The organism is Amycolatopsis japonica, from assembly GCF_000732925.1.
Classification (GTDB): Bacteria; Actinomycetota; Actinomycetes; order Mycobacteriales; family Pseudonocardiaceae; genus Amycolatopsis; species Amycolatopsis japonica.
Genome location: NZ_CP008953.1, coordinates 2399968 through 2416874, shown reverse-complemented (window position 1 = coordinate 2416874; position 16907 = coordinate 2399968). Strand labels below are relative to the sequence as shown.

General features: G+C 68.7%; 17 protein-coding genes. 10 read left to right on the top strand and 7 right to left on the bottom strand.

Annotated elements, in window-relative coordinates; all coding sequences use genetic code 11:
* Positions 1-169 precede the first annotated feature (169 nt).
* Positions 170-1057, bottom strand: a complete 888-nt coding sequence (locus tag AJAP_RS42930) for a DUF1963 domain-containing protein (protein WP_158509794.1) — start codon at positions 1055-1057, stop codon at positions 170-172.
* Positions 1058-1614: 557 nt separating this feature from the next.
* On the opposite strand from AJAP_RS42930, the gene AJAP_RS11815 reads away from it, so the two are divergent.
* Positions 1615-2625, top strand: coding sequence for a hypothetical protein (locus tag AJAP_RS11815; protein ID WP_038510664.1), 1011 nt, complete (start codon positions 1615-1617; stop codon positions 2623-2625).
* Positions 2626-2707: 82 nt separating this feature from the next.
* Here AJAP_RS11815 and AJAP_RS11810 read toward each other — a convergent pair whose 3' ends face one another.
* Both AJAP_RS11810 and AJAP_RS11805 read right to left on the bottom strand, forming a co-directional pair.
* Positions 2708-2995: a GNAT family N-acetyltransferase gene (locus AJAP_RS11810; RefSeq protein WP_228694913.1), complete on the bottom strand. Its 288-nt coding sequence runs from the start codon at positions 2993-2995 to the stop codon at positions 2708-2710.
* Between the two features lie 220 nt (positions 2996-3215).
* Positions 3216-4430, bottom strand: coding sequence for a PP2C family protein-serine/threonine phosphatase (locus AJAP_RS11805; RefSeq protein ID WP_038510659.1), 1215 nt, complete (start codon positions 4428-4430; stop codon positions 3216-3218).
* Positions 4431-4572: 142 nt separating this feature from the next.
* Here AJAP_RS11805 and AJAP_RS11800 point away from each other — a divergent pair, with 142 nt between their 5' ends.
* The 9 genes from AJAP_RS11800 (at position 4573) to AJAP_RS11760 (ending at position 12471) form a co-directional block, all read left to right on the top strand.
* Positions 4573-5022 (top strand): MarR family transcriptional regulator, encoded by a 450-nt coding sequence (locus tag AJAP_RS11800; protein WP_228694912.1) that lies wholly within the window; start codon positions 4573-4575, stop codon positions 5020-5022.
* Between the two features lie 103 nt (positions 5023-5125).
* Positions 5126-5989, top strand: a complete 864-nt coding sequence (locus AJAP_RS11795) for an STAS domain-containing protein (RefSeq protein ID WP_038510657.1) — start codon at positions 5126-5128, stop codon at positions 5987-5989.
* Positions 5986-6384 carry an STAS domain-containing protein gene (locus tag AJAP_RS11790; RefSeq protein WP_038510654.1) on the top strand — a complete coding sequence of 133 codons (399 nt, stop codon included), beginning with the start codon at positions 5986-5988 and terminating at the stop codon, positions 6382-6384. The genes AJAP_RS11795 and AJAP_RS11790 overlap by 4 nt, the downstream gene beginning before the upstream one ends.
* Entirely contained in the window at positions 6374-6805 is a 432-nt protein-coding gene (locus AJAP_RS11785) for an anti-sigma regulatory factor (protein ID WP_038510651.1), read from the top strand. Before AJAP_RS11790 ends, AJAP_RS11785 begins: the two co-directional genes overlap by 11 nt.
* Positions 6802-7800, top strand: a complete 999-nt coding sequence (locus AJAP_RS11780; protein ID WP_038510648.1) for an ATP-binding protein — start codon at positions 6802-6804, stop codon at positions 7798-7800. Before AJAP_RS11785 ends, AJAP_RS11780 begins: the two co-directional genes overlap by 4 nt.
* Positions 7797-8981 (top strand): PP2C family protein-serine/threonine phosphatase, encoded by a 1185-nt coding sequence (locus tag AJAP_RS11775; RefSeq protein ID WP_038510647.1) that lies wholly within the window; start codon positions 7797-7799, stop codon positions 8979-8981. The genes AJAP_RS11780 and AJAP_RS11775 overlap by 4 nt, the downstream gene beginning before the upstream one ends.
* Before the next feature lie 127 nt (positions 8982-9108).
* On the top strand, positions 9109-9576 hold the full coding sequence (locus AJAP_RS43595; RefSeq protein WP_051972410.1) for an ATP-binding protein: 468 nt from the start codon (positions 9109-9111) through the stop codon (positions 9574-9576).
* A gap of 77 nt (positions 9577-9653) precedes the next feature.
* On the top strand, positions 9654-10037 hold the full coding sequence (locus AJAP_RS42925; protein ID WP_158509793.1) for an STAS domain-containing protein: 384 nt from the start codon (positions 9654-9656) through the stop codon (positions 10035-10037).
* A gap of 442 nt (positions 10038-10479) precedes the next feature.
* Entirely contained in the window at positions 10480-12471 is a 1992-nt protein-coding gene (locus AJAP_RS11760) for a discoidin domain-containing protein (protein ID WP_038510644.1), read from the top strand.
* A gap of 42 nt (positions 12472-12513) precedes the next feature.
* Here AJAP_RS11760 and AJAP_RS11755 read toward each other — a convergent pair whose 3' ends face one another.
* From AJAP_RS11755 to AJAP_RS11740, 4 genes are read right to left on the bottom strand one after another with little or no spacing between them, the layout of a single operon-like run.
* Entirely contained in the window at positions 12514-13434 is a 921-nt protein-coding gene (locus AJAP_RS11755) for a methylenetetrahydrofolate reductase (protein WP_038510641.1), read from the bottom strand.
* Between the two features lie 31 nt (positions 13435-13465).
* Complete coding sequence (locus AJAP_RS11750; RefSeq protein WP_038510638.1) at positions 13466-14683, bottom strand: alkaline phosphatase; 1218 nt, start codon at positions 14681-14683, stop codon at positions 13466-13468.
* Positions 14684-14733: 50 nt separating this feature from the next.
* Positions 14734-15387 carry a response regulator gene (locus AJAP_RS11745; protein ID WP_038510635.1) on the bottom strand — a complete coding sequence of 218 codons (654 nt, stop codon included), beginning with the start codon at positions 15385-15387 and terminating at the stop codon, positions 14734-14736.
* Positions 15384-16898, bottom strand: a complete 1515-nt coding sequence (locus AJAP_RS11740) for a sensor histidine kinase (protein ID WP_051972408.1) — start codon at positions 16896-16898, stop codon at positions 15384-15386. The genes AJAP_RS11745 and AJAP_RS11740 overlap by 4 nt, the downstream gene beginning before the upstream one ends.
* Positions 16899-16907 lie beyond the last annotated feature (9 nt).

The following is a 16907-nucleotide window of genomic DNA, read 5'->3' as shown; positions in this document are numbered from 1 at the left end:
CAGTCGAGGGAAAAGGACGTGCTACGCACGATGCTCGGCCGGTGACCGGACTGAGCGACGCCTCAAGGTTGAGCCTGGCAGGCCCGCGGTCAGATTCGCGGGGCCTGCCACGGTGCGTGCCGCGCCACCTGGCCGGAGATCGCCGTTCGTTGTGGCCTCGGCGGTGCGCTCACGTGGCGTCCCAGTAGTAGCGCACCGCCGACAGCTCGCCTCGGGCTACGGCAGCGGGGTCGCCGAACAGATGCGCGATGCCGTGGTCGCCCCATCCAGTGTCGTACACATCCTCGTCGATCGTGATCAAGACCTGACCAGCAGGCTCACCGCTCGAGGGATAAGCGCGCCGTCCGCGTGGGTCTTCCTGTGTGAAGCCGGCACTGCCTCCCAGCGAACTACCGTGGACGAAGTCGTCACCGAACGAGCCGTGACCGCCGAGGACATGGAAGTTCCATCCGTTATGCAAAAGATCCACTGCGTGGTCACTGCGTTCCCCGCCCAGCACGGCCAGTTCGCGGACCAGCCTCGCGAGATCCCCTTCCTCGGCAAGGTCGAACTCGGCCAGCTGCGGAAGCGCCCAGCCGACTGTGAATTTCACGCCACGCGCCTCGACAGGCCTAAAGGGGGCGTGCACGCCGGGATCCTGGCTCACCATGTGCCATGGTGTCGGCGACGACGGCGACGCCACCGAGCGCGCAGCAGTGTCTGGATACCAACGAACCTCGAACCCTTGCGTCCCTTTCATCTCCCCGTGCGTGAGACCGAAACTCGGGCTGTCGGCACCGACGAACCATTGGAACAACCCTGTCGACGGGAAGCCAGGCAACGGACCGACATCGGCGAAGTTGATCTGAACGACACAGAACATCGGTACGTCATTGTATTGCGGCCACGGCGCGCCTTCGGGCAGATAAGGATGACCAGCCAGATAGGACGCCACAGCCGACACAGGCCGGCCTCCATCCAGCCGCAGATCAGCGGCAGGAAGGGAAACCCGGTGGAGAAGCGGCCGTAACTCGTCGATCACTTGCCGACGTCGTGTCTCGTCGACGAACCCTTTCACACAGCCGACGATACAACGACGGCACCAGCGATCACGGCCACCGGCACCACGGAATCATCCTCAATACCCGAGGCAAGCGCTGGGGGCACTGACAACCTCACCGTGACGCTAAACTGGACGCGATGATTCCAGCCCGCGAATGAACGCCGAGTGAACACCGTCCAGTCGCGAGGCTTATGTCGTCTCTTCAACCTCGGTTGTTGCCACACCCATCCACAAGTCGGCGCCATACCGTGGGTGTCACCGGTAACACCTCGGCAGATCTCATGATCCACTATCTCGCGAGCACGCCTGGAGCCCGACACCTCAAGCAGCTCATCGCGTTCGTGTTCGCTCCCAACCAGCGAGGGGCAACCCCGCATGAGTCACCAAGAACTCATCGCCATCGGCGGCACGCACCTCCGCTGCCACCCGGAACCGCCCGTTCAGCCACCAGCTCTGCAGACTGGTCACGGCCGTCCCGGCAGCCACAGGACGCCGATCGCCGGGCACAGCCTTGGGAGAACGGATGACAAGCCAGGTCGACCTACTGCGACAACTGATGGAAGCATGTGTGAATGCTTGACGAGATCGACTGGGGATCGCTCAGACACGCCTACGGCCCCGCCACAGACACTCCTACGCACCTGGCAGCGCTCACTTCCACGAACCCCGACGCACGGAATGCCGCGCTCGACCACCTGGACACTGCCGTGCTCCACCAAGGATTCCCCGAGTCTGCTACAGCGCCAGCCACTCGCTTCATCGTTCATCTTCTCGCACGAGAAGAAGTCGCACCAGAAGTCCGTGACGCGCTCCTTGAGTTCCTCGGCTGGGTTGCCGAAGCAGCCGCGGAAGCTACAAAGGCCGAGCATTTCGCTGAGTTCGCCGCGCCGCTACAGCAGGTAGTCAAGGACGCCTACCCTGTGGTGGTCAGCTTCCTGGACAACGCCGACCAATCCCAGCGGAAGAGGGTCGCGCAAGCGGCGGTTTCGCACGTCAAGACGTCTGCATTGGCCGATCAGCGGACCGTACTCGCCGCACGCCTTCGCACCTGGGCCGCTGATCCATCCGAGCAGCGTGCCTACTGGGTGCGGCAGCTGGGCGATCTCGGCGACCACATCGAGCAGTATCTCGCAGACCCTGACACCGATGTGCGCGTCTGCGCTGCACTGGCTCCAAACCTCGCAGAAAGCGCCACGGCCACGAACATCATCACCGCCGCACTGGCCGACGCGGCCGACCGCGGAATCGCCGAGCCTGACCTCTACACGCTCAGCGAACTCATCGACGCCGTCGTCGCCCGAGTCGATGACTTCGAACGCATCGCGGCACCAGCCCAGGCGATCATCCGGCAAGCCGACTGGACCGGATTCGACACCACATGGGGTCCATTGCTCCTGGCCGCCTTCAACACTCCATACGACGAACAAACCAAGCTGTCGTCAGCACAACGCGACACCCTTACGGCAATGGTCGCCAACCCCAAGATCTGGAACTACCAGATCGGCAACTCGTTGCTGGTATTCCGCCGAGCAGGGCTTCCGTTCGACCGAGAAGCCTGCGACCGGATCACCGAGCAGCTCTAGAAACCAGCCACCCGCCAACTCAGACGCCGAACACGACGCCCGGTGCTGACCACGCGCTAGGCCAGCCCGGCACCGCGCCAGGTCACCACCACTTCGTCCACCGCGACTCCGCGGGCACCACTTTCGCCTCGCCCTGATGCGTACACGGATGCGGGCTCGCCGGGCCGACCGCTCCGACCCGGGCCCAGAACGCGACAACGACCGGATCGCGCCCAATGGGCAACATCGACCAGCCGAACTCGGCGCCCCGCTTCACGGCGGCGTTCACCAGCACACGCCCCGCACCACGACGTCGATGCTTCTCCTCGACCTCGACATGGACGAGGATCGCGCGCCGGTCGACAGGACACAGCGGATAGCCGCACCTCACCAAAGACCGTGCTGCCCAAGCGAAGCTGGATGCCGGACGCACCAGGAACATCGAGCGCGGAGCTCGATCTCGCCTTCGCAAGACGCGCTGACGTCCGGCCTCGCGCTCGGATTCCGCGCGCTCGTCGGTGCCTGCCGGCTCATGATCTTTTGCACAAGTTCGTGAGACCGGCGATGCCACCAAGACTGCTTGCACAGGCGGCGAGGCCCAGCCACAAGAATCAAACCGATGTTTCACCGGTGGCCGCGGAGGCGATGTCGGATTCCCCGTCGGCGCTGGGGTTCGAGCCGAACCAGTCGAGGCAGACGACCATGGCGTCGTCGGCGGCCAGCCCGCCGTGACGCCGGTCGTGCAGTTCGGCGAGAACGGCGCTCGGAACATGCGCCGCGGGCAGGTCCGCGGTCGTGAGGATGGCCTGGCTCAGTTCGCGATCCCCGTAGAGTTCTCCGTGGGGTCCGGCCGCGTTGTACACGCCGTCGCTGACGAAGACGAACCGGTCGCCCGGCAGGGCCTGCAGGATTTCGGCGGTGTAAAGGGTGTCTTCGAAGGTGCCGAGAGGAAGCTGTTCGTCGAAGTGGACACGTTCCGCTTTGCCATCGCGTAGCCGCCAGAGGCGCGGCGAGCCCGCGTCGACCGCGGTGATCTCACCGGTCGCGAGGTCGAATTCCAGCAGGAGCGTGGCGACGTGTTCTTGGCCGCGATGCTGTGCGTAGATGGCCTGGTCGGCGAGTTCCGCCTGAGCGTCGAGGGGAATCCCTGCGCGGCGGGCGTTGCGCAGCGCGTTGACGGCGAGGTTGGTCAGCAAGGCGGCGCTGCTGCCTTCACCCATGCCGTTGACCAGTGTGACCGCCAAGGTGCGGGCGGAGGCCGACCAGTCGAAGCAGTCGCCGTAGATGGCGTAGGCGGGTTCCAGCTGACCGCCGAGTGCGAATTCGGGCCGGCTGCACGCGCGGCCCGGGAGCAGCTGCCACTGCATCTCCGCGGCGAGTGTCAGCCGGGACGAGCGGCGGGCCTGCACGTACAGATCGGTGTCACGGTCGGCGACGAAGACCTCGTGCCCGAGCGCCTCGGCGAACCGGCCGAGTTCGGCCCATACCGGCGGTTCCGGCTCTTCGGGCAGTGTGACGGCCAGGACGCCGAGCCGGTCGCCGCGGACGGTGACCGGGAGGTTGGCGCGGATACCGTCTTCGCCGGGTTCGAATGTCGCCGACTGGCTGGTGAAGGCCTCGCCCGCCGCGGTGCCGGCGACCGGCATCGGCTCGGTCGTGTACGGCAGGACGGTCACTCGGCGCAGTTCGGTGAGGCTGTAATCGGCCATCAGCAGTTCGACGTCGCCTGCGCCGAAGTGTTCGCTCAACGCCGCGCGCAGCCCGTCGAGCAGCGCATGAGGCTGGACGCCCCGCAGGACACGCTCGACTGCCAAGGATCTGTCCACCGGGTTGCCTTCCGCTCGCCCGAAACCCGGCCCTCGGATCGAGCACGCGGGAATGAGTCCGCACCGCTCCGTCGGACCGGTCGCAGGACGTGCCGCGGTGAGCTGAGCTGACAGTTCAGCATAAGGATGCGAGAGTGGGTCTGTGAATCGGTCCTCCGAGCCGCCCGGCACCGAGACGGTGGCGGCGGCCGTGACCGAGACGGCCGAGCTGCTCGAGATCATGTTCGAGCGGGCTCGCGAGGCGTCACCGCGTCCGCTGTCGACGTCCCAGGTACGCGCGGTCGTGGCGCTCGATCACCACGACGGCCTGAACCTGCGCGCCCTCGCCGACGTCCTCGGCTCCACCCCGCCGCTGGTGAGTCGCCTGTGCGACCGGCTCGAGGCCGTCGGGTTCCTCGAACGGCTCCCCAGTTCGGCCAGCCGCCGCGAAATCACGCTGCGGCTCAGCGACCGTGGCCGCGCGTATCTGCAGGACCTGCGGGCCCGGCGACGGGAAAGCCTGCAGGCCGTACTGGCGAAACTCACCCCCGAAACCAGAGCGGCGCTCGCCACCGGCCTCCGGGAATTCCGTGAGGCCGCGGCAGGCGACTAGATCCGGGTATGGCGCAACCGGTTCTCTCCAGTAGGCTAACTATTGTCATATGACAACGGTTGCTGGATATCGGACGGCGACCCGGAGCCCCTGGGAGGCCTCAGTGCTGAGGACGGACGACTCCGCCGTCCGAGACCTGCTGTCACGGATCTTCGGTGAAGACCAAGACGAGCTGGTCGACGAGTGGGTCCGATGGCAGCTGGCCGACTCGTCGGCCCGGCTCGACGAGACCGCGCTGCGGCGCGAGGCGACCGAACTACTGGGAGCACTCCGTGAAGCACTCGCCATCGGGACGCCGCTGAGCCAGATCATCGAGCGCGACCAGGCGGTCCGCTCCGCCCTGCGCGGGCTTTCCGAACGGCGCGCTCGTGCGGGTACCGCGCCGGCCCTCACGGCCACGGCGATCCTCGCGCTGAAGCACACGACCATGGCCGCGGTCGAACGCCGGAGCGGGGACCCGGCGCTGCGCTATGAGGTGTCACTGCTGGTCAACCAGCTCTTGGACGCCGCGAGCCTGCTCACCTTCTCGGTGTACGTCGAAGGGCGCGAGGAGATCATCCGCCGCCAGCATCAGCAGATGCTGGAGCTGTCCACCCCGGTGGTGCGCCTGTGGCGGCAAGTGCTGGCCGTCCCCCTGATCGGCACCCTCGACAGCGCCCGCACCCAGGTCGTGATGAACAGCCTGCTGGAGGCGATCCAAACCCACGAAGCCCGCGTGGCGATCATCGACATCACCGGCGTGTCCACAGTGGACACCGCAGTGGCGCAGCATCTGCTTCAGACGGTCAGTGCGGTACGGCTCATGGGCGCCGAATGCCTGATCAGCGGTGTCCGTCCGTCTATCGCGCAGACCGTCACCCAGCTCGGCATCGATCTCTCCCACATCGTGACCCGCGGCTCGCTGGCCGACGCCCTCGCCGCCGCGCTGGAGCTGCTCGGCGACCGCACCGCCGCGGTGACGGGATGACGGCCGACGCGGGCCTGCCGATCCTGCGGCTCGGCGACATCCTGATCAGCGGGCTGCTGTCCGACCTGGACGACACCACCGCGTTGCGGTTCACCGACGAACTCACCACCCGGATCTCCGACGAAAGCATCCGCGGGGTCATCCTCGACATCTCCCGGCTGGAGATCATCGATTCCTTCGTCGCCCGAGTGCTGATGCAGCTGGCCGCCACCGGACGGCTGCTCGGGGCCCGGATGATCGTCGCCGGCATGCGCCCCGCGGTCGCGATCACCCTGTCCGAACTCGGCCTGCGCCTCACCGGCGTCCAGACCGCGCTCAACGCCGAACAGGCCATGGAACTGCTGGGGTGGCGCCGCCCCGCCGAGGCCGCCGAAGAGGCGCCTCATGCTTCCTGACGAGCTCACCGGTTCCGGGCACGACATCCCCGCGCGCGAACACGCGGTCCGCGCCGAGGAGGACCTTCTCACCGCCCGCCACGCCGTGCGGGCCTGCGCGGTCGCGGTGGGCTTCTCCATCGTCGACCAGACGAAAATCGTCACCGCGGCCAGTGAGCTGGTCCGCAACGCCTACATCCATGGTGGCGGGGGCTCGATGACGATCACCGTCGTACGAAATGGCCGGGTCGGCCTGAAGCTGACCGTGCGCGACGAAGGCCCCGGAATCGCCGACGTCGAGCAGGCCATGGCCGACGGGTTCAGCACCGGCGCCGGTCTCGGGCACGGCCTCGGCGGAACCAGGCGCCTCGTCGACGAGTTCACCATCGACGCCGCTCCCGGACGCGGTACCACGGTCACGATCGTGCGCTGGAAGCCATGACCATCACCGTCGCGGACCTCACCCGCCAGATCCGCATCGACCACATCAGCGCGGTCTACACGGCAGCGCGCGTCGCCCGGGAGGTCGCCGCGGAAACGGGACTGCCCGAGGTACTGACCGAGCGCGCGGCCGTCATCGCCTCCGAACTGGCGGGCAACATCGACAAGCACGCCACCGACGGCACGGTCTTCATCCACCGCTCCCTCGCCGGGGACGGCGTGGACATCTACGCCGCGGACTCCGGACCGGGCATGGCCGATCTGGACCACTGGCGCATCGACGGCCACAGCACGACCGCGACGCTCGGCACGGGCCTCGGCGCCGTCGGCAGGCTGGCCGCCGAGTTCCGGATCCGGTCGGCGGCAGGCTCTGGCACCACCGCGGCGGCACGAACGCTGATCACCGGCACGAACGCCACGGCTGTCGCTCATGTCCGCCTGGCGCGCGAAGGCGAAGACCGGTGCGGCGACGGCCTGGCGCTAGCCGATCTGCCCGGCGCCCGGACCATCGCCGTCGTGGACGGCCTCGGCCACGGCCCCGCCGCCGGCGACGCGGCGGTGGCCGCGATCGACGTCTTCCGCCGCAACCCGGGCCGCCCGCTCCGCGACCACCTCACCGCCATGCACCGGTCGCTGCGGCAGACCCGCGGCGCGGCCGTCGCGCTCGCCCGGATCTCCGGCGGCCTGCTCGAATTCTGCGGCGTCGGGAACATCGGCGGCATGGTGCTGACGCCGGGACAGAGCCGGCCGCTGCTCAGCATGCCCGGCATCGTCGGTTTCACCCTGCCGGACGCCCACGTCGGGACCGTGGACCTCCCCGAACACCACGTCCTCGTCCTGCACACCGACGGAATCGGCACCGGCTGGCGCGGCGCCGCACCCCTCGGCCCGCTCCCGGTCCCGGCACTCCTCGCCGCCGACCTCGCCCACCGGCACCGCGACCCCCACGACGACGCCACCCTGATCGCGGTCGGCTCCGGAACGGGCACGCCATGACGCGCTCCCCCATCGCCCGGCTACGCCATCGCCTTCGCGAAGCCTGCGCCGCCGCGGGGGTCACCACCGACGACCGCGCCAAGCTGGTCCTCGCGGTGACCCTGCTCGCCGAGCGAGCGGAGCACCCGCCCGAGCTGTCGACCCACGCGGGCAACGGCAGGCTGGCCGTCACCCTCCGGTTGCCCGGTCTGGTCGGCCAGGACCACCGCAACGCCCTGCCTCTGCTGCCCGACGCCGGCGACAGCGCGGTCCTCACCTGGCACCTCCCCGCCGTCCACGACGCGGCGACGGTTCCCGTCGACGACGAACTGGCCACCCGCGAGGAAATGCTCGCGCTCATCGCCCGAGCCGACACCCTCACCCAGGAGCAGCGCGAACTCAAACACGAACTCGCCGAAACCAACAGCGGCGTGCTCGCCATGTACGTCGAACTCGAGGAACGGGACGAACGACTCCGGCAGGCCCACGCGGTGATCTTCCGCGAACTCGAAGACGCGCTGCGCCCGCCGCCACCACACGTGGACGCTTTCGACCTGGCCGTGCACTACGCGCCCAGCGAACCGGATTCCCCGACCGGCGGCGATCTCTACGACTGGTTCGTGCTGCCCGACGGGACCGTGCACATCACCCTCGTCGACGCCGTCGGCCACGGCGTCACCTCGACCCGGCACGCACTGACCGTCACCCACGCCATCCGCACGCTGGCGCTGGAAGGCCATCCCCTCCACGACCTGATCGCCCGCGCCGCCGGCACTTTGGCGACCATCGAGCCCGGCCTGATGGCGACCGTGCTGCTCGCCCGGCTCGACCCGGTGACCGGCGACGTCACCGTCGCCAACGGCAGCCATCCGCGCCCGGTCCTCGTCACCGCCGCGGGCGACACCGAGCTCCTGGTGCCTTCCATCGTCGGGAGAGGTATCGGATTTCCCGACCCTGGCAACGGAAGCCTGGTCGGCCGCACCCTCGCCGCGGGCGACCTGCTCCTCCTGTACACCGACGGCTTGACCGAAAGCCGCAAGAACCATCAGGAAGGCGAAGGCCGGCTGCTGGCCGCGGCACGCCGCCACGCCGGAGAATCCACGGCGACCATCCCCGGTGCTCTCGCCACCGAGATGCACGACATCGTCCTGCACGCAGACGACACCGTCGTCATCGCGATCAGACGCAAGCCGGCACCGTAACTCCTGAGCCGAGCCCGCGGATGAAGGTGACGCGCCGCCCCTTGGAGTTTGCCTTTGCTCGCCTCGGGGTACTGGATTCAGTGCGCGATGTTTCCGATCAGAAGTCTAGAACGAGGCGGTGGGACGGATGTCGACGCAGCCGGGGACAACTGAGCGCAACGAGCCGAATCCGGGCGACGTGACCTTCGATCTGGACACGACCGCGACCAGGGACGTCCGCCATGGCGTCCGGCAGATGCTGTGCCGCTACCGGGGACTCGCCGTGGACGATGCGGTTCTGGTGGCGGACGAACTGATCAGCAACGCCCACCGGCACGGTGACGCGCCCCGCGTCTGCCGTCTCGGACTCACGCATCAGGGCCGGTACGTGCGGATCGAGGTCGACGACGCCTCGCCGCGTCAGCCGCAGAGGCGGACCCCGGACGGTTCCGGCGGGCGTGGCTTGCTGCTGATCGACCGGCTCTCCTCCACCTGGGGCGTGCAGAACTTCGCCGACCACAAAACCGTGTGGGTCGAACTCGCGTTGCAGCGCGGGGGAAACAGCGGTCACGCGCCGCACTTGTCGACGGCACGCACCTGGCACGGCGAGGACTAGCCGTGCGCCGCGGAACGGGCGAAATCCGGACCGGCGTCGCATCTCGTGGCATCGCCGGTCCGGTACCGTCGATCCTCGTGAGTCACCCGTCCCAGGCCGAACCGCCACCACCCGACTTGGACATCGTCCGCCGCGTCGTGAGCGGGGGCGTCGTGGTCGCGGTGACCGGTGAGGTCGACACCGAGGCCGCGCCGGCACTGCGCACGGCGGTCATGTCCGCGATCGACGACACCGCCGGTACCTGTGTTCTGGATCTGGCCACAGTGGACTTCCTCGACTCCGCCGGCCTTGCCACGCTGATCACCACCGACGCGTACGCGAAAGAACAAGGAAAATCACTTCGCATCGCCGTGGACTCCAACAGCCCCGTGATCCGGCCCATCGAAATCACCGGACTCGACATCGTGCTGAGGCTCTACCACACCGTCGACGAAGCCCTCCAAGCCTCGAACCGACGCTGACCGTCCACTTCGGACCTTCAGATCAGGTGGCCCGGGCTCGGAGTCAACGCGATCAGCATCATCTCGGGTGAGCGGGACGGGAAGGCGGACGAACTCTGGGGTTTCCGGAGTGGGCTTGGGGGCTCGTTGCCGGGAAATGGCGACGGGGCTCGCGTGGCCGACTTCGCGACGTGACCGCTTTGGACGGCTGCCGGAAACGGCGAGACGCCACGACACCTCACCAGTTCCGCACCCCAGGCGCATACCCCGCAGGCTTGTCCCCGACCTTCACCCCAGGCGACACCACCCCAATTCCGGTACTCGGCCTGCTCGCCCCGACGATCGCGGCCGCGACACCCGGCTGGGTCGCGGCGCGAGAAAACATGAACTTGACTCACATTGTGTCTGCCGTCACCATCATCCCGATGGACTCCCACCGTGGGGCGCGCACAGGAGGTTCTCGATGAGACGGCTTCGCAGGGTCCTGTCACTCGCGATGGCCGCGCTGGCCGCCATCGCGCTCGTCGTCGGCGTCACGCCGACGTCGTCGGCAGCGTCGAACTGGTGGGAGCCGCCGAACCGGCCCAGTCCGGACAGCGAGATCGGCGCGACCGGCGCCCCGTTCACCGGCGCTCAAGGCGGGGAGGTCCGCGGCTTCGTCGACGGCCACAACCACATACTCGCCAACGAGGGCTTCGGCGGCAGGCTGATCTGCGGCAAACCGTTCTCGCCCGCGGGCGTCGCCGACGCGCTGAAGGACTGCCCCGAGCACTACCCCGACGGCAGGGGCGCCACCTTCGAGAATCTCACGGCCGATCCGGACGGGCACCACGACCCGGTCGGCTGGCCGTCCTTCAAGGAATGGCCGACCCACAAGTCGCTGACGCATCAGCAGAACTACTACGCCTGGATCGAGCGGGCGTGGCGCGGCGGGCTGCGCATCATGGTCAACGACCTGGTCTCCAACGGCGTCCTGTGCGCCTTGCCGATCATGCCCAAGGACCGCGGCTGCGACGAGATGGACGCCATCCGGCTCCAAGCACGCAAGTCCTGGGAGATGCAGGACTACATCGACGGCATCTACGGCGGCCCCGGCAAGGGCTTCTTCCGGATCGTCACCAGCCCGGAGCAGGCCCGCCAGGTGGTGATGGACGGCAAGCTGGCGATCATCCTCGGGGTGGAGACCTCGGAACCCTTCGGCTGCAAGATGATCATGGACGTCGCGCAGTGCTCCGCCGCGCAGATCGACGCCGGGATCAACGAGCTGTACTCGCTCGGCGTGCGCAGCATGTTCCTGTGCCACAAGTTCGACAACGGCCTGTGCGGCGTGCGCTTCGACTCGGGAACCACCGGCCAGATCCTCCAGGCCGGTCAGTTCTCCTGCTGCGCCACCACGTGGACGACCGAGGTGTGCCCGGGTCCGCAGCAGGACAACCCGATCGCGGGCGGCGACCCGGCCAAGCGCTGCAACACCCGAGGGCTCACCCGCCTCGGCGAACACGCCCTGCGCCGCATGATGGAACGGAACATGATGGTCGAGCTCGACCATATGAGCGTCAAGGCGGCCGCGCGCACCCTGGACATCCTCGAAGCGGAGAACTACCCGGGCGTGCTGTCCACACACAGCTGGATGGACGCGGGCTGGTCCGAGCGGGTGTACAAACTGGGCGGATTCATCACCGGCTACGACAACGGCTCGGAGAGCTTCGTCAACGAGTGGCGGCGCAACAAGGCCCTGCGCGACCAGTACAAGGTCGGCTACGGCTTCGGTGCCGACATGAACGGTGTCGGCGGCTGGCCCGCGCCGCGCACCGGCGCGAGCAACCCGGTGGTCTACCCGTATCGCACCTTCGACGGCGCCACGACGATGGACCGGCAGAAGACCGGCGAACGGGTCTGGGACGTCAACGTCGACGGCGCCGCGCACTACGGCCTGATCCCGGACTGGATCGAGGACGTCCGCATGGTCGGCGGGCAGGCTGTCATCGACGACCTCGCGAAAGGAGCGGAGTCGTACCTGAAGACCTGGGAAGCCACCACCGCGCATCGTCTCGGCACCGACCTCGCCCACGCGAAGCCGGCCACGGCCAGTTCGACGGAGTGGAATCCGTTCGTGAACCTGTCACCATCGCGCGCCGTCGACGGCGACCGTTCCACCCGGTGGTCCAGCTCCTGGAACGACGGGCAGTGGTACTACGTCGATCTCGGCTCCGAGCGGAATGTCGGCCGGGTGACCATCGACTGGGAGGCGGCATACGCGTCCGAGTACCGCATCGAGGCATGGAGTGAGGCAAGCGGCACCTGGCAGACGGCCTGGTCGACCACCGCCGGAGACGGCGGCATCGACACCGCACGGTTCGAGCCGGTCACCACGCGCTGGGTGCGCTTCGTCGGCGTCAAGCGAGCCACCCGCTACTGCTTCTCCTTCTGGGAGTTCGGCGTCTTCGCCTCGTAGCGTTCCCGATGCTGACCAGGGGCACTCGCAGGACCTCGGGCCTCAGCCCTTGATCTCCGTCCGGAGTTGTTCGGCCAGCCGCACGGACGCCTCGATCTCTTCCCGCCTGATCGACACGCTTTCGACGTTGATACCGAACGGAACACCAAGGCCGCGGCAGTAGGCCATCAGTTCGGTAGCCGCGGCGAGGGCCAGCTGGTAGGACGCTTCGAGGGTGTCGGCCGCGTGTTTGAGGTCGTTCTCCATCCACCGTGGCACGTCGACGCCCAGCCACTGCAGGAAGTCGAGTGTCTTCAACGATCCGCAGACCGAGAAGGTGAAGACGACCGGCACGGGTGTTCGTCCGCGCGCGACGCATTCGTAGTGGTAATCGGAGACGAGGTTCTTCGCCGCGTTGACGTCGTAAACCACCTGGGTCACGAAGAATCGGCAACCGGCGTCCTGCTTCGCCAGCAGTCGCAGATGTTCGTCGTCCCGGCGGCTGTGCCGTTCCGGAATCGCGACGCCGCCGAGCGGCAAACCGGGGTTGACGTCGCGCCGCAGTGCCTGGGCATCGGCGAGTGAGGTCATGGTGTCGATCTTGCTGGACGAGGCGCCGACGAGAACCGTCATCACGCGCGCCGGGTCCTGGGCCGCCAACCATGTCCGCAGCTCCGACGGCGCGTATTTCCCGACCGCTCGGTAGACGATGACCGGGGTCTGCCAGCTCGTGAAGTTGTCCGCGAGATAGTTCGCGGGGTCGAGGGTCGGCGAGAACGGGAACGGGCGCTGCGCAGGGTTCCTGGCCGCTTCGTCGTCGATGTCGTAGAGGATCAGGCCGTCGAGATCCAGCGGGCGCAAGCGAGCCATGGTGGCGTCGGCGATCTCTTGAACGCGTTCGCGAGCGGTCGCCAAACGCGGTGGCGTCAGGGCGAACAGCAAGAATTCACCCGCGGCGCGGTCGATGCGGCGCACAAGGTCCATGGGAAAACCGTAACCGAAGCGCACATCGTGGTCAGAGGCCGCTCGCCAGCCGCATCACCCAGTAGACGTCGGTGTTTTCGACGGTGCCACCCAGACGGGCGGAGCCGGGGCCTTCGGCGGTGACCGGGGTGTCGGCGCCGGTGTGGTCGTGCGTCGTCCAGTCCACAGTGAACCGAAGCTTCGAACCCGGTACGTCGAAAGGACCGTCCTGGTCAGGGTCGGTGTCGGACGCGTCGTAGTTCTCGATGCTCAACCCGCCCGTTTCGTGGTCGCCACCGATGATCACCAGCGTGTCGGGGTGCGTGCGGACGAACCGCAGGACCTCGGCGACGGTGGCGTCGAGCGACCGGCCCGCGTCGATCACGCCGTGCGCGTTGTTCTCGTGCGACATGCCGTCGGTCCCCTCTTCCTCCAGGAACAGGAAGAAGCCGCGCGGATTCTTCGAGAGGGTGTCCAGCGCCTTGCGCGCCATCTGCTGGAGCGGCACCCGCGGCGCGTACTTCCCGACGCCGTCGGGGCCGTAGTCGACCATGTCCTCGTTCGCGAACAGGCCGAGGATCCGGTTCGCCCGCGTGGTCCGCAGTTCGTCGCCGTCGCGCACGTAGGTGTAGCCGGTCCGCTGCGCGCGTTCGACCAGGTTGCCGTAGGGACTGCGGCTCTCCTCCCCCGGCTTGTCCGGCCAGAGCCCGGGGTTCCCCTGGGGATACCACCAGTCCTCACCGCCGCCGAGCAGGACATCCGGACGGCTGTTCTCGATGTACTGCTTCGCGATGTCGCTCTGCGAGTCCCGGCTGGGCACGTGCGCCGCGAACGCCGCCGGCGACGCGCCCGTCACCTGCGCGGTGGTGACCAGGCCGGTCGACTTCCCCGCTCGCTTCGCCCGTTCGAGAATCGTCTCCAGCGGGCGCCCATGACCGTCCACCCCGACCGCGCCGTTGCGTGTCTTGTGCCCGGTCGCGAGGGCGGTGGCCGCCGCGGCGGAGTCGGTGACGATCTCGTCGGGATCGTCCGAAGCCGTCCGCACGAGCCCGGTGGCCGTGAGCCCGTCCATCGCGAGCCTGCCGTTCTTGCCCTTGAGCGCCAGCCGGAGCAGGTCCCGCTGACCGAGGCCGAGGCCGTCGCCCTGGATGTAGATGATGTTGCGCGCCGACCGCGCGCCGGACCCCGCCGTCGTCGTGTCCGCGACGGCGGCCGAGCCACCGCACAGGACCACCAGAACCGTCGCCGCCGCAAGACCACGTCCGCGCACATCGCCTCCAGTTAGTTAGGAACCTTTCCTAACAGAGATCGGAGGCTCGTTCAACCACGCAGAATGCCCGCATCGTGCGCGAGGATCGCGGCCTGGACGCGGTTCGCGCAGCCCAGCTTGGCGAGAATGCGGCTGACGTGGATCTTCACCGTGCCGTTCGACAGCCGCAGCTCCCCCGCGATCTCCGCGTTGCCCAGGCCGCGCCCCACCCGAACCAGGACGTCGAGTTCCCTCGCGGTCAGCGCCTCGATCCGCCGCCTGGCCCGTGCGGCGTTGTCGGCGTCCGCCGCGTCGGCGTCGCGGAACCGGTCGATGACCTGCTTCGCGATCCGGGGCGACAGCACCGCCTCGCCGGCGGCCGCGGACCGCACGGCCTGGATGAGCTGCGCCGGATCGGTGTCCTTGAGGAGAAACCCGGCCGCTCCCGCGCGCAGGGCGCGGGCCACGTAGGCCTCGTCCCCGAACGTGGTGAGCATGATGACCCGCACCTCACGCGCGATCTCCTCGACCGCGGCGAGCCCGTCCGTCCCGGGCATCCGGATGTCCATCAGCGCGACGTCCACGGGTATCCGCCGGACGACGTCGATCGCCTCCGCGCCGTCCGAGGCCTCGGCCACGACCTCGATGTCGCTCGCCTGCTTCAGCAGGAGCCGCGCGCCCGCACGGAGCAGCGGTTCGTCGTCGGCGAGCAGGACCCGGATCATGGCGTCTCCTCCGGTACAGGGACCTCGAACCAGGTCTTCTCCACCAACCCCCGGTCGCCGAAGCAGAACCGGAAGATCGCGGCGGTTTCCGCGTCGGGCGGATCCGCGGCCGCGACGTACACGCAGTAGCTGTCACCGGGTATCGACGGCTCGTGGCCCTCCGCGGCGGCGTGCGCGGCGGGTTCGTTCGGGCCGAACCACGCCTCGACCTCCTCCGGCGTCATCCCGATCTTCACGCTGGCCAGCGGATCCTCGTGGTCGGCGGGGGTGAGCGGCGGCACGAAGGCGAGCGTGGTCAGCAGCAACGCGGCGACGGCGGCCAGACCGGTCGTCAGCAGCAGACCGGACTGGATGCGGCCCGGCCGCTCTTCGCCCGTCTCTTCCGCGAGTGGCGCGCTCGCCCGTTTCGGCAGGCCGGCCGTGACGGCGAAGCCGCCTTCCGGAACCGGCCCGGCGGTGAACGTCCCGCCGAGGAGACGGACCCGTTCGCGCAGGCCGCCCAGCCCGCGCCCGGTGCCGGGCAGCCGTTCCGCCGCCACCTGCTCGGCGCCGTTGCGCACCACGACCTTCACCAGGTCGGGGCCGTGGTCGACGACGACGGTCACCGACGCCCCGGCGGCGTATTTGTGCACGTTGGTCAGCGCCTCGCGCACCAAGCGGTGCACGGCCCGGCGGACCGGTGGGCGGACGCCGCCGAGGTCGGAGCCTCGCCAGTCGAACGCCACTTCGAGGCCGGCATCGCGCGACGACGACACCAGGCCCTCGATATCGGCCTTCGTACCGGCGGCGTCGGTGGCTTCGGCGGGTTCGGCCGGTTCCCCGCCCGGCCGCAGGATGCCGAGCGACTCCCGCAGTTCTTCGAGCGCGAGTTTGGCCGTCGACCGGACATGTCCGGCCGCCTGCCGCAACTCGGGATCCTTGCCCTCGGCGGCGACCTCCAGCGCGCCGGAGAACATCGTGATGAGGCTGAGCCGGTGCCCGAGCTGGTCGTGCATCTCCTCGGCGAGCCGCGACCGTTCCTCCAGGCGGGCGCGGTCGCGCAGCGCCACCACCAGCCTCGCCTGCTGCGCCTGCATCGCCCCGGCCAACGCGGGCAGGACGAGACACGAGACCGTCGAAACGGCGATCACCACGAGGACGTACTGCCAGCGGAACGCGGGCTGGGTGAGCAGCACGACCGCGGCAGGCAGCAGCGCGGTGAGACCGAACAGCGGCCACCGCCGCCCCCGGGCCCCCGCCGTATGCGCGACGACCGCGAGCGCGACGCCGGTCGCGGGGAACAGCCCGAACAGCACGGTCGCGGCGAGCAGCGCGGCCACCGTGAACCGGCGGCGCAGCAGCACCAGCACGACGGCGCAGGCGATCACGGCGGTCAGCACCGGCACCGACGGCGAGAACACCTCCGGCCAGCCCCACGCGGGCAGCAGATCGGCGAGGAAGACGGTCACGCCCGCGACGAATCCGGCCAGGAGTACCTCGGCGAGCACCGCGCCGAGCCGCCGGTCGAGCATCTTCACGCT